Origin of the sequence: Shewanella sp. MBTL60-112-B2, from assembly GCF_019655055.1 — a bacterium.
Taxonomy (GTDB): Bacteria; Pseudomonadota; Gammaproteobacteria; order Enterobacterales; family Shewanellaceae; genus Shewanella.
Map to the genome: position 1 here is coordinate 49117 of NZ_BPFA01000010.1, position 13528 is coordinate 62644.

A 13528-nucleotide genomic window follows, 5' to 3' on the forward strand; every position below is an offset into this window, starting at 1 on the left:
CAATCTTGCGATTTAATGCCTATTCATTTCCAATCAAGATTCAGTATTTTAAAAAGCTTAATCGGCTAGCTGTGTTCACTAACATAATCCAATAGCTATTAGCTCTCAATTAAGCGCTTAATGGTTTGACAGCACTTTGGTTCTACTCCATTTCCACCATGAAATAAGCAGAACCTGAGCCGCTATGAGAGGTAAGCAGCTTAGCAGTAAAACATGCCAGCCTAGCAAATAAATCACCCACCCCGCACTCAGCGACGCCATCGCCTGAGCACCAAATATAAAAGAGTCATTAAAGGACTGCACCTTGTAACGCTCCGTCTTTTCATAACAACGAGGTAGTAGGGCTGTACCTGCCACAAACAGAAAATTCCAGCCAATCCCAAGTAATACCAAGGCGGCCCAGTAGCTAAGTAAATCTCGCCCGATAATCGCCGTGATGATGGTGATAAGGTAAGCCAGTAGCCCTAGTAGCATCATTTTGGAAACGCCGAGTCGAGCCACAAGGACACCACTAAATAAAGAGGGCAAATACATGGCAATAATATGGCTTTGGATCACCCACTTAGTATCAGCCAGAGAATGTTGCTCAACATGATGCATATGCAGTGGCGTTGCGGTCATCACAAAGCTCATCATGGCGTAACCTAAGGTCGCTCCCGCAATTGCCACCCAGAGTTGTGGTTGAGCTAAAATTTCAGTCAAACAACGGGCGTTATTTGCTACGCTCAGGGAGTCGCTACTTGTTTCAAGTTTCGGCTCGCGATAAAAGCTCAAAATCACCGCCGCAATAAGACTCACTAGCGTCAGAAACAAAAAAGCTCCCACATATTCTTGTTGCCAGAGTTTACTGCCCAAAACCGCTAATTCTGGTCCGATAACGGCTGCAGCAAGCCCACCGAGCAAAACTCTAGAGGCGGCCTTTGCCACTAAGTCCTCACTTACCGACTCCATTGCCGCAAAGCGATATTGCTGCACTACGGCACCGGCCGAGCCAAGCATTACGCCGCTCAGACAAAATAAGATAAAGCTTTTATCTGACGTTGCCAGCGCAGCAACAAGACCAGAACTTGCTGCCAGTAACGACCCGCTAATAAATACCGGCTTGCGCCCAAAGCGCTGCATCAGCCGGGACACTGGCAGCACCGATACTGCGAGCCCCACCACCATAGAAGCTATCGGCAAAGTCGCTAATTCAGGCGATGGTGCTATTTCAGCGCCAATCAAGCCTCCTAGTAACATCATCATCGGAGTGGCACTCATGGCAAACGCCTGTGCTAGTGTTAGTACCCAAACATTAAATGGCATTAGGTTAGCGCTTCCTTATCGCTGCTTATATCGTATCTATAGCCATAGTGGCAGAATCACTGCGCTTTATCATTCAATCGTCCAATTTTCTTCACACCTGCACAGCGACAAATATCCCAGCTCTCCCCTCCCAAGTAATCCTGCTTTGTGGTACTCTCCGCGCTAAATTCGTACAAAAATAAACAGCCTCTAGCCCAGTAAAGACATGCTTTAGCGCTGATAATGGAGTTTGAATGTCAAATACAATTGCAGCACGCCTTGATGCCATTCGCACAGAAATGGCTAAATCCAACCTCGATGCCTTTATCATTCCCCGTGCCGATGAATACTTAGGTGAATACGTACCCGAGCATAATGAACGTATGTTGTGGGCCAGTGGGTTTACCGGTTCTGCAGGGGTGATTATCGTCCTTAAAACTCGCGCCGCTATCTTTGTTGATGGCCGCTATACCGTGCAGGTTCGTCAGCAGCTAGATGCAAACTTATTTGAATTCTTAAGCCTACACGACACAGCTCAGGCCCAGTGGTTAATTGAGCAACTGGGCGAAAATGCCCAAGTTGGCTTTGATGCTCGCCTGCATACGTTGGCTTGGTTTAACCAAACTCATAGCGAACTGGCCAAGGCGCAAATTCAGTTAACCCAAGTAGAGCAAAACCCCATTGACCTCAATTGGAGCGATCGCCCCACGCCAACATCTACGCCAGTCATGCTATTTAGTGAGCAAAGCGCAGGTAGAAGCAGCCTAGAGAAGCGTAAAACGATTGGTTTAGAGATCAACAAACAAGGCGCTGATGTAGCCATCATCTCGGCACTCGATTCGTTTTGCTGGCTACTCAATATTCGCGGTAAAGATATTCCTTGCCTACCAGTCGTTTTAGGCACGGCGCTTTTGCATGCCAATGGTGATATGCAACTATTTACCGATATCAATAAGTTGCCAGATGACATTCACGCTCACGTTGGTGAAGGCGTAAGCTTTAAACCTGAAGCAGAATTGGCAGCAGAGTTAGCCACACTCGAAGGTACCAAGGTATTAGCTAGCCCAGAGAGCTGCAACGCCTGGCTGCAATTAACAGCACAAGCCGCTGGGGCACAATTGATTGCCGGTAACGATCCTGTCGCTTTACCTAAAGCACAGAAGAATGCCGCAGAGCTTGCTGGCATGAAAGCCTGTCATATTCGTGACGGTGTAGCAGTAAGCCGCTTCCTCGCCTGGTTAGACCGCGAAGTAGCCGCCAATCGTCTGTACGATGAAGCTGTGCTTGCTGATAAACTAGAAAGCTTCCGCTTAAGCGATCCTATGTATCAAGAACCAAGCTTTGATACCATTTCAGCCACAGGCGCCAATGCTGCCATGTGCCACTACAATCATAATAATGGCACGCCGGCACAGATGCAGATGAACAGCATCTACCTTGTCGATTCTGGCGCACAGTATTTAGATGGCACCACAGATGTCACTCGTACTATCGCCATTGGTGATGTTACTGACGAGCAAAGAAAGATGGTGACCTTGGTGCTTAAAGGGCATATCTCGATTGATCAAGCTAAGTTCCCTAAAGGCACCAGCGGCATGCAGCTAGACTCGTTTGCCCGCCAATACCTATGGCAGCACGGCTTTGACTTCGACCACGGCACAGGCCACGGCGTTGGTCACTACCTCAGCGTGCATGAAGGCCCACAGGGTATCGCAAAAGGTCGCTCAAATGTTCCATTATTAGATGGCATGGTGCTATCGAATGAGCCTGGCTACTACCGCGCTGACCAATTTGGTATTCGCCTAGAAAACTTAATTGCGGTGCGCCCATGTGAAGCACTTGCCAATATCGAGCGTGAAATGTTTGAGTTTGAAGCATTAACCTTTATCCCAATGGATGCACGCCTAATCGATAAACAGTATCTAACCGAGTCTGAGGTTAACTGGTTTAACCAATACCATCAGCAAGTTAAAGAAAAATTATCGCCTTTCATGCAAGGCGATGATTTAGATTGGTTAAACAAGGTCACCGCAGCGATTTAACCCTGCAGTGAAGCGGTTTAATAAAAGCAGTGCTCAAGCACTGCTTTTTATTGCCATTACCTCCAAAATAGCCATTGAAAAAGTGCAGGTTTTAGCCTAAAAGTTTGCTATACTCCGCCACCGCCATTTTAATGGTATAGATAGATGCTAGCGTTACCTGTTAGCAATTGAATTGTTGAACATAGGACTCCTCAATCATGAGATTTGAATCTTTTAGTTTTGCTCCTGAGATTTTGCGTGCAATCTCTGAATGTGGTTATGAAAAAATGACACCAATTCAGCAGCAAGCGATCCCAGCCGTCCGTCGCGGTCAAGATGTACTTGCTAGTGCCCAAACAGGTACAGGTAAGACTGCTGCTTTTGCCTTGCCAATCTTGCAAAAAATGTTAGATAACCCAAGCACCACGGGCCGTTCAAATGCACGCGCATTGATCTTAACTCCGACTCGTGAACTGGCTGCGCAGATTGCCGATAACATCAATGACTACGCCAAATATCTTGATCTAAAGGTTGTCACTGTTTATGGCGGCGTGAAGATGGACAGTCAGGCGACTAAGCTAAAGCGCGGCGCCGATATCATCATAGCTACACCAGGTCGTTTACTTGAGCATATTGTAGCCTGTAACTTAAGCCTATCTAACGTTGACTTTTTAGTCCTAGACGAAGCTGACCGTATGCTAGATATGGGCTTTAGCGCCGATATCCAAAAAATTCTGCAGGCAGTCAATAAGAAGCGTCAAAACTTGCTGTTCTCGGCAACCTTCTCAACAGCGGTTAAGCAACTTGCTAACGAGATGATGGTTAAACCAAACGTGATTGCTGCTGATAAGCAAAACACCACTGCGATTACAGTAAGCCAAGTTGTTTACCCAGTAGAGCAGCGCCGTAAGCGTGAGTTACTATCAGAGCTTATCGGCAAGAAGAACTGGCAACAAGTGCTAGTATTCACTGCCACTCGTGATGCAGCAGATAAGCTTGAAAAAGAGCTAAATCTAGACGGTATTCCAACTGCCGTTGTACATGGTGAGAAGGCACAAGGTAGCCGTCGCCGTGCACTACGTGAGTTTAAAGAAGGTAAGATGCGCGTATTAGTGGCGACCGAAGTTGCTGCACGTGGTCTAGACATTCAAGGCTTAGAGTACGTAGTTAACTACGACTTACCTTTCCTAGCTGAAGACTATGTTCACCGTATTGGTCGTACAGGCCGTGCAGGCAAGTCTGGCGTAGCCATCTCTTTTGTTAGCCGCGAAGAAGAACGTACTCTGGCTGACATCGAGAAATTAATCGGTCAGAAGCTTCGCCGTATCAGCATTCCTGGTTATGAAGTGGGTAGCCGCGATCTACTTATCAAGCAACTACAGAGTCGTCGTAGCTTTGCTAAGAAACAGCAACGTGTAGACAATGCTGGCGCTCAGGTGATTGCAGAGAAAAACATGCAAGGCCGCCGCGTAAAAGTGAAAAACTCATCACCAGCAAAAATTAAGAAGATAAAATAATCGCTGTACGGACACCGAATTATTTTATGAACAAAAAGGGCACCATTTGGTGCCTTTTTTAGTCTTATCGGTGATTTCGCGAGCACACCTTTAGTTCGGCACTTTAAGTTGAGTAATACCAATCAGTGATAAGTTCATTTCGTACTTACTACACCATTAGGTATAATCCCCTTGCCGTCTCTTTTATCACTTCAACACGGCGGAGAATTCATGTCAGATATCACCTATAACCAAGCTGTTTTAGAGTTCGCTATTGCGGGACTCAAAGCACTTGCAGAAGCTAGCGCTAAAAGTAGCAGTGTAAGAACACCGGCGGCTGAAAGTCACTTCCTTTGCAGCTGGATGGTAAGCGCATTAAAGCAGCGAACCTTTTCAAAGTTAGTCGCCGATGACCTGACCTTGTGGATCCGTCAGGGTCGTAGCATGGGTGCTGGCGCTGAACTTAAAATGCTGCTAGAAAAGATTAAGGCGCAATATAGCTATATTAGCGACAAGCAAGCAGGCTTAGGTCAATCCCTCAACGCTATGCTAACTGAGCTTGGAAGCCAAGAGTGGATAGTCATCACCGACCAAGAGGTGACTAAAAAGCTAAAACTCGATAGCGATGGCTGTAATAGCCTAGTGATTTCCGATGAGCAATTTAGTCAGCGCATTGATGGTGATGAGATCATTAAACCTATCACCCTATATGTTCGTGCCGATGAAACTGAGTTTGCAAAAATTGCTTATCGCCATAATTTACTGCTAAGTCCTGGCAATAAGAAGAGCTCTTTGATTAAGCACCACAAAGCCTATCAAGTGTGGCCAAAGAACTTACAACCAGCACTAACGATACTGCAAGCGCTTTAGGTTTCGAGTCTCAGTTCATCTAAACTTTTACAATAAATCAAACATAAAAAAGGCCTGCTTCTGCAGGCCTTTTTATTAAGAACAAAGATTTAGAAAGTCACGCTGACCTCTGCGCTACAGCTTGATGTTCCTGCATCACAAGCCTTGTAGGTATAGGTTCCGCCGCCTTTAGTGGTAATACTATCGGTATAAATTGCAGAACTAGAAGCGGTATCAATTTTTGTACCGTTACGGTAAACATCGACACTACTCCCCGCCGCACCACTAAAGTTAAGATCCACTTTCTTCACTCCGCGCTGCTTATAGCTGTCCGCAGTTACGGTTAGGCCGTCGCCGGTACCAGGATCCCCACCACCGTCACCGCCAGCACAACCGTTTACTGTTAGGTATGCATTCGCGGCGGCGGCATCAATAATACCGTGACCAAAGTAAACATCATGCCCACTCGCGCCAGAGTCTCTAGCACTGGCATTCAATGCCGCTCGGATCTCTTCACCGCTGCACTGATTGTGGTTAGACCAAACGCGTGCAGCAATACCTGATACCGCAGGGGTTGCCATTGAGGTACCGCTCATAAAGCCGTAATCTGATGTACCGATTGAGATATCAGCGCTGCTTGCACCGACGATTACCGCTCTGTCTTCAAACGTAGCACCGACTGATGGAATAGATGTCGCATTAGTATCACCTAAGGTGCCATACAGCATACCTGGCTCATTGTTGATAATAATCGCACCGACACCACCTGAGTTTTCACAGTTAAGCACCTTGTCATGGAATGAGATTGCACCTCGGTCGATAACACAGACCTTACCGTTGGCATTGGAGTCTGTGGCTTCAGCCGTGCCCATAAAGTAAGTGCTGCCTGTTACTGAACCGGCATTCTCCATTGATGAACTCACTAAGGGATTACCATCAACACTCATATTAGAAGCTGTCGCCATATCTGCGGGATACGTTGACAGAGTATCAACACCACCTGCAGCGATCTCAACACAGATACTGGTGTCTGTACGCTGTTTCTTGCCGCGGCCAGTTGTACAACTTGGGAATTGAGAAAAATCTGCGATAGCATCTGTTGCGTCATTCGCTCCGACCATCATCACCGAAGGGTAACCCGCAGGGTAAGAGCGTACGCTATTGCCATCGTTACCTGCTGCGGCGACCACTAGTCCACCAGCATCACTGAATGACTGAAAGGCATTCGACTCGGTAGAGTTAGATCCACCACCACCTAAACTCATACTAATAATGTTAGCGCCAGCTTCACTACATAGGTTTGCAGCATGGGCAAGATCTGATGAGTAACCCCAGCCATCAGCATTGAATACTTTGATAATATGCATATCGACCCCAGGTGCCATCCCCACGACACCGACATTATTATCTGCTGCACCAACAGTACCCGCTACGTGTGTACCGTGTGGACCACCATTTTCGTCCCAATTACCTGTGCCACTATCGTTATCACCACTAATAGTGTTCCAATCAAAATCTTGATTGCTTCTATCTAATCCTGAATCGATAACGCAAACCTTCATACCGGCGTTTGCATTGAAAGCAATATCAGCCACATTCGACTGCTTAACAGCATAAGGCGTAATTTGCTGAGTCATTGGGTTTCCAGTGTCATCGCTATATGACATAAGAAAACGAGGCTGATCCACTTCGACTAACTTAACATGTGGGTTATTAAGTAGACCTTTTACTTGAGATAGATCTTTGCCTGAGAAGGTCGCCGCGATAAATCCATTACCATCTAAATTTAGCTCTCCACCCACTTTCTTAGCGAGGGCCTTGATAAGCCCTTTTTTTTCATTATCGACCTGAATAACATATCTTTCACTGGCCATGGCACTTGCAGAAACACCAACAGACAAGGCGACTAAGGCCGCAGCTACTTTTGTTAATCTCATATTTATTCGCTCCAAAATCATTATATAAGGCCGTAAACCCAAGCCCTGCTTATTATTGGTTTTTTAAACTTTTTATTGGCGGTTTATTGGTTAAAAAATCCGTAACACAAAATCAAATTAGCACAGGCCATTGCCGATAACAAATTATTAACAAACGTAAATATATGTAATGATATTTATAGCTGAATATTAGTTCAAAAGTATTAGTTGCAAGCTCAATGAGGTAAGACAAAATAAATTCATCTATTTAGCTACGGCAATGAAAGTAAAAATCGCTTAAATTGTGTGAATTTAAATTCGTCAAATATGAATTAAAATACTGAAAAATATTTTATCCTGTTCGCATTTAACTGCATCGACTTGATAGCCGCCAGCGATGTACTACAGAAATTTACTTGTAGTGAGGCGCAGCCTTGTCATCTAGGGCAAATAGGCATTTGAATGCCGATTTATGTGCTAGCATATCGACAAATCATCGGAGCGAAATCAAACACTATGAGCGCGAATAGCAACCCGCACTATCAAACTTTAGTTAATCATTTTCAAAGTATTAGCCACTTCGAGCACCTCAGTGCCCTCGGTGATTGGGATCAAGCAACCATGATGCCAATGGGGGGCGGTGAAGCACGCGGCGCGGCAATGGCCGAACTCGCAAAACATATTCATTCTCTAAAAACTGCCCCTATGCTGGCGCAGACAATTAGCGAGGCTGGTGAGTTACCGCTAACTGAGCAGCAGAAGGCCAATCTTGCAGAGATGGGTTACCAGTACCAACAGGCGAATATTGTGCCTGGCTCATTAGTAGAAGCTAAGACCAAAGCCGCCTATCACTGTGAGCAAGCCTGGCGACAGCAGCGTAAGAATAATGACTGGCAAGGCTTTAAGCCCAACCTTGAAAACCTGATGAGCCTAGTCAAAGAGGAAGCTAATATTCGCGCCGAGGCGCAAAATATTAGCCCTTATGATGCCCTGTTAGATAAGTTCGAGCCGGGTATGACAACAGCCAGTCTTGAGCAGATTTTTGGTAACTTAAAAAGTTGGTTGCCGCAGCTAATCCAGCAAGTACAAGATAAACAAAAGTCAGAAGCCCGTTTCACCATTGCAACAGCCAGCGCTGAAAGCCAGGCCAAGTTGGGTCGTGAGATAATGAATATCTTAGGTTTTGATTTTAACCATGGCCGACTCGATATCAGTAGCCATCCTTTCTGTGGTGGAGTCGCCAGTGACGTGCGTTTAACCAGCCGTTACGATGAAGCCGACTTTACTAGTGGCTTGATGGGGATAGTCCATGAAACGGGTCACGCAAAATATGAACAAGGTTTGCCGCTTGCTTGGCGCGGACAACCAGCAGGCCTTGCTCGCTCGATGGCTCTACACGAGAGTCAAAGCCTGTTCTGTGAGATGCAAGTCGGCCGAGGTTCTGCGTTTCTTAATCTTATAAAGCCCCACCTCAGCTCAATATTGGGCAGCCAGTTAACTCACGAGCAATTAACTAATATCTACACCAGAGTCACTCCTGGTTTGATCCGCGTTGATGCCGATGAAGTCACCTACCCTTGCCATATTCTACTGCGCTTCGAGGCAGAGAAAGCCTTAGTGAGCAGTGAGCTTGCCGTAGCCGATCTCCCCGAGTTCTGGTCATCGCAGATGCAGTCACTTTTAGGCATTAACACTGATGGCGACTATAAGAATGGCTGTATGCAGGATATACACTGGGCGGTCGGTGAGCTGGGTTACTTCCCAAGTTATACTCTAGGCGCCATGTATGCAGCGCAATTTAAAAGTGCGATGGAAAAAGAAATCGGCTGCGTAGAAAACCTCATAGCCTCAGGTAAGCTTTCCAGTGTCATGGGGTGGTTAAACGATAATGTTTGGTCTCAAGGTAGCCTATTGAGTATCGATGCCTTGATGCGACAATCTACAGGTGAGACGCTCAACCCCGAACACTTTAGGAAGCATCTTATTGGGCGCTATCTATAAGATAAGCACGGCCATTAAATACGAGACAATCAACAAGCAATGTTTTGCCTAATTTCAACGAGAGTGATTCAGGCAAAAACCATTTCCTAAATAGGACACAATATGAAGATCCGCCCTATTCAAGCGTCAGACTGGCCCCATATACTCGAGATCCAACTTGAGTGCTATCCACAAATAGAGCCTGAATCACTCAGTGTGCTACAGAGTAAGTGGCAAGTCTCGCCCGATACTTGCTTTGTGATTGAATCACAAACTCGGGTGATTGGTTATTGTCTCGCTCACCCTTGGATCAAAGATAGCCCGCCATCACTTGAGCAGGTATTAGCTAAAACCGATACGGCTAACACGCTTTATCTGCACGATATCGCCCTATCCTCTTTATCTCAGGGTAAAGGAGCTGGCCGCCAAGTATTATCCACACTGATGGAACTTGCTCATTCAAAGGGTTACCCAACTATCTCGTTAGTCGCCGTACAAGGTGCGAATCATTACTGGGCTAAGCAAGGCTTTGAAATACAAAAGATTGACAAAGACCTCAGCGGCTATACCGATGATGCCTGCTATATGGTTTATACCTTATAGCCGAGATTTGCTATCATAGGGGCAATTTCATTAGAGAAGCTAACCATGGCAACCAGAATTACCTATAAGTTTAAGAACCAAGCGAAAGAGATTAACTTTGCTTACGACAAGTTTCATGACATGTATGAGGCCGTTGCCGCAGCAGAAGGCATAGACTTGACCCAATATCTGATGATGGAACAGCAGGTCGCCATGACCTCAAAGGGTTCATCTGCGGTAAGGGATTTTCGTGCTAAAGAGTTTGCTCGATTTGGCTTTAGCGACATTTATTACCATAAAGATGAACCGAAAAAGTCATAATATTTGAGCCTAAAATCGCCATCAGCATCCAATAAACCTAATAAAAAGTGATATCAATGACGACTACTTACATGCCTAATAACGAACACGCTAATTTTCCACGTGCTGGCTTTTTGAAGCGCTGTGGCGCTATCGTTTATGACTTAATGCTCGCCGTAGCCGTTTATATGGTGGCCGGTGCTATAGGGTTTGGTATTTTTATCGGTTTTACCAGCAGTGGATTAATCGATATGGCTGGGTTTGAGCATGTGTCAGACTTGCTCAATGGCACACCACTGTATAAAGGGATCTACCAGTTCTGGATTTTGGCCTGCGTAGGCCTGTTTTATATCAGCTTTTGGAGCAGAGGTGGTCAAACATTAGGTATGCGTGCTTGGCGCCTTAAGATCCAACATCCAAATGGGCAAAACCTGAGTATGATTACCGCTGCAGCAAGACTTGTATGGTCACTGCTCGGTATCGGTAACTTATGGATCTTGATAAACCGCGATAAACTGGCATTGCAAGATATGATGACTCGCTCAGAAGTCGTTGTGCTCTCTAAAGAGGCCAACCAGATGCGTAACTGGCACGGTGTTTAATCGCTAAGCGATTTACTAAGCGTAACAAAAAAGCCAATCAAAGATTTATCTTGATTGGCTTTTTTATGGCTGCGGCATCGCGCTTAATACCTGTCAGTATAAGGATTACTTCCTAATAAAGTACAGCGCTCCAATAGCAAACAGCAAGGCAGGCATACCAGCACTAATAAACGCAGGTAAGCCATACACGATACTTAACGGCCCGAAAATCTCACTACAGATATAGAAGCTAAATCCTGCAACTACCCCTAGTAACACTCGCGCTCCCATAGTCACGGTTCTGAGCGGTCCAAACACGAAAGAAAGCGCCACTAGCATCATCACCGCAACGGTAACGGGCTGCATTAATTTGCGCCACAGTGCTAATTCGTATCGCTCCGATGCCTGATTATTACTCTCTAAATAGTCGAGGTAATCGAGCAGTCCTTCTATCGATAACGCCTCAGGTTTAACCGATACCACACTCAGTTTCTCTGGGGTCAATGAGGAGATCCACTTATCCTCTTCAAGATTGACTAACACCACTTGCTCATCTTTAAGTGTGGTTCTTCGCACATCAAATAGCTGCCAATACTTATCTCTATATTCCGCAGAATCAGCATGAACCGTACTGGTTAAGTCCGTAGTATCGCTAAACTCATATAGGGTAATATCCCGCAGATGATTACTATCTACGACACCTCCAATACTGACAAATAGCGGGCCGTCTTTTGCCCAGATCCCACGATTAGACTCAATTAAGCTGCCACCAGACACTTTGGTTCGCTTAATCTCTTTTGCGCGCAGTTCAGCAACCGGTGCAACCCACTCGGTGAGCATCATCACGATAATCATCAACGGAATGGCCGTTTTCATCGCCGACATGGTGATCTGCAAACGAGAAAGTCCCGCTGATTGCATCACTACCAACTCAGAGTTGGACGCCAGCATTCCCATACCGATTAAGGCACCTAGCAAGACTGCCATCGGGAAAAATAGCTCAATATCTCGTGGTATCAAAAACAATACATATACACCCGCATCCATCATGGTGTAACTGCCGCGTCCAACCACGCGTAATTGGTCGACCCACTTAATAATGCCTGATAGCCCTGTAAGGACTAACAAGGCCAAAGATGAAGTACTAATCAATACTCTGGCGATATATAGATCTAATATTTTCATGCTTTGCTCGCCTTTTTACGCTTAAGTAAACCCGTTAGTCTCGCCCCTGTTGGGCGCTCTTTACCTAAGAGCAATATACCTATGGCAAGTGCGGAAGCATGGATCCACCACATACCCAAGTACTGAGGGATCACCCCATCTTCTAATGATTTACGACCGGCGACCATCAAACCAAAATAGCCTAAATACAGCAAAATAGCCGGGAACATCTTAGCAAACTTACCTTGACGGTTATTTACTCGTGCCATAGGCACTGCGATTAACGTCATCAACGGAATAGCTAACGGGATAGCCAATCGCCAGTGGAATTCAGCAGTAGCTTCTGGACTATCAATATCCATTAGTTGACCAATAGGCATGGCAGATAACTTACGACGACGCTCATCAATCTCCTGCTCCTTGATCTGCATCTGATAACCACCAAACTCGACAACTTGATAGTCAACACGCTTAGGGTTGCCTTGATACTGCACCCCGTCTTCTAACTGTAAACGCTGGCCGCCAATTTCATCTTCGACCACCTTACCAGTGCGCGCCACCACCACATTTGCCACACCGGTTTCATCATCGGGATCTGGTAACTGGGCAACAAACACCTTATCTAATTTATTGTCTCGGCCAATACGCTCTACAAACAACACGGCGCGGCCATTGGGGCTGGTTTGGAAACGCCCTTGAGTTAAGGCTGCGAGCCCCGCTTCAGACTGCGCATGCTCTAGTACCTGGTTCTGCTGCTCTTCTGCCCAAGGAGCGACATAAATAGACAAGAACGCGGTAAACACCATATTAATTACGGCAAGCAACAGAGTGACTCGCGTGATATACCACTCACTGATGCCAACGCCATGAAAAATTACCATCTCATTTTCGGCGTACATTCGCCCATGGGCTAATAAAATGCCCAAAAATAGACTCAGCGGTAAAACTAAAACGGTGAGAAATGGCATGTTAAGACCGAGTAAGGTCATAACAAGAGATGCAGGAAACTCGCCATCGGAGGCATCAGCGAGCACACGCACAAAATGTTGGCTAATAAAAATAGCTAACAGTACTAAAAGTACCGCTATTTGTGCTTTTAAAACTTCTCGAATCAGGTATCTAAATACAATCACAGTGAGGATCCGGTCTCCAAAGTCTCATTTATGCTGGTATCAATACAACTTTCATGTAGACTGTCTACTTTTAGTAGTTTTGTAACCAACAATTACATAACATGGCCAGGGAAAACACTCGAAAAGAAAGTTCTTGAGTGAGCCATATTTTTGCCCTTTTTGGGCACAAGCAGACATTATCTAATAAATAATAAAATTTGTCTTTAAGAATCTAGGAGAGCT

General features: G+C 45.7%; 11 protein-coding genes. 7 read left to right on the plus strand and 4 right to left on the minus strand.

What is annotated here, in order from left to right; genetic code table 11:
• Nucleotides 1–117: 117 nt before the first annotated feature.
• Complete coding sequence (locus K5Q73_RS08360) at nt 118–1305, minus strand: MFS transporter (protein WP_220761191.1); 1188 nt, start codon at nt 1303–1305, stop codon at nt 118–120.
• A gap of 233 nt (nt 1306–1538) precedes the next feature.
• Between K5Q73_RS08360 and K5Q73_RS08365 the strand changes: the two genes are divergently transcribed.
• From K5Q73_RS08365 to K5Q73_RS08375, 3 genes are all read left to right on the plus strand, one after another.
• Nucleotides 1539–3326 carry an aminopeptidase P family protein gene (locus tag K5Q73_RS08365; protein WP_220761189.1) on the plus strand — a complete coding sequence of 596 codons (1788 nt, stop codon included), beginning with the start codon at nt 1539–1541 and terminating at the stop codon, nt 3324–3326.
• Nucleotides 3327–3523: 197 nt separating this feature from the next.
• A complete protein-coding gene (locus K5Q73_RS08370) occupies nt 3524–4822 on the plus strand; it encodes a DEAD/DEAH box helicase (protein ID WP_220761187.1) in 1299 nt (432 codons plus the stop codon).
• Nucleotides 4823–5032: 210 nt separating this feature from the next.
• Nucleotides 5033–5671, plus strand: coding sequence for a DUF2913 family protein (locus K5Q73_RS08375; protein ID WP_220761185.1), 639 nt, complete (start codon nt 5033–5035; stop codon nt 5669–5671).
• Between the two features lie 89 nt (nt 5672–5760).
• On the opposite strand, the gene K5Q73_RS08380 is transcribed toward K5Q73_RS08375, so the two are convergent.
• Complete coding sequence (locus K5Q73_RS08380; RefSeq protein ID WP_220761183.1) at nt 5761–7587, minus strand: S8 family serine peptidase; 1827 nt, start codon at nt 7585–7587, stop codon at nt 5761–5763.
• 495 nt (nt 7588–8082) lie between these two features.
• Between K5Q73_RS08380 and K5Q73_RS08385 the strand changes: the two genes are divergently transcribed.
• The 4 genes from K5Q73_RS08385 to K5Q73_RS08400 all read left to right on the plus strand — a co-directional run bounded on the left by K5Q73_RS08385 (nt 8083) and on the right by K5Q73_RS08400 (nt 11030).
• Nucleotides 8083–9567 carry a carboxypeptidase M32 gene (locus K5Q73_RS08385; RefSeq protein ID WP_220761181.1) on the plus strand — a complete coding sequence of 495 codons (1485 nt, stop codon included), beginning with the start codon at nt 8083–8085 and terminating at the stop codon, nt 9565–9567.
• A gap of 102 nt (nt 9568–9669) precedes the next feature.
• A complete protein-coding gene (locus K5Q73_RS08390; protein WP_220761179.1) occupies nt 9670–10149 on the plus strand; it encodes a GNAT family N-acetyltransferase in 480 nt (159 codons plus the stop codon).
• 45 nt (nt 10150–10194) lie between these two features.
• Nucleotides 10195–10449 (plus strand): DUF2960 domain-containing protein, encoded by a 255-nt coding sequence (locus K5Q73_RS08395; RefSeq protein ID WP_012154175.1) that lies wholly within the window; start codon nt 10195–10197, stop codon nt 10447–10449.
• Between the two features lie 71 nt (nt 10450–10520).
• Nucleotides 10521–11030: an RDD family protein gene (locus tag K5Q73_RS08400; protein WP_220761282.1), complete on the plus strand. Its 510-nt coding sequence runs from the start codon at nt 10521–10523 to the stop codon at nt 11028–11030.
• 105 nt (nt 11031–11135) lie between these two features.
• Here the strand turns inward: K5Q73_RS08400 and lptG are convergent, their stop codons facing one another.
• Together lptG and lptF are read right to left on the minus strand one after the other, a co-directional pair.
• Entirely contained in the window at nt 11136–12194 is a 1059-nt protein-coding gene (gene lptG, locus K5Q73_RS08405) for an LPS export ABC transporter permease LptG (protein WP_220761176.1), read from the minus strand.
• Nucleotides 12191–13306 carry an LPS export ABC transporter permease LptF gene (gene lptF / locus K5Q73_RS08410; RefSeq protein ID WP_220761174.1) on the minus strand — a complete coding sequence of 372 codons (1116 nt, stop codon included), beginning with the start codon at nt 13304–13306 and terminating at the stop codon, nt 12191–12193. Before lptF ends, lptG begins: the two co-directional genes overlap by 4 nt.
• Between the last annotated feature and the right edge of the window lie 222 nt (nt 13307–13528).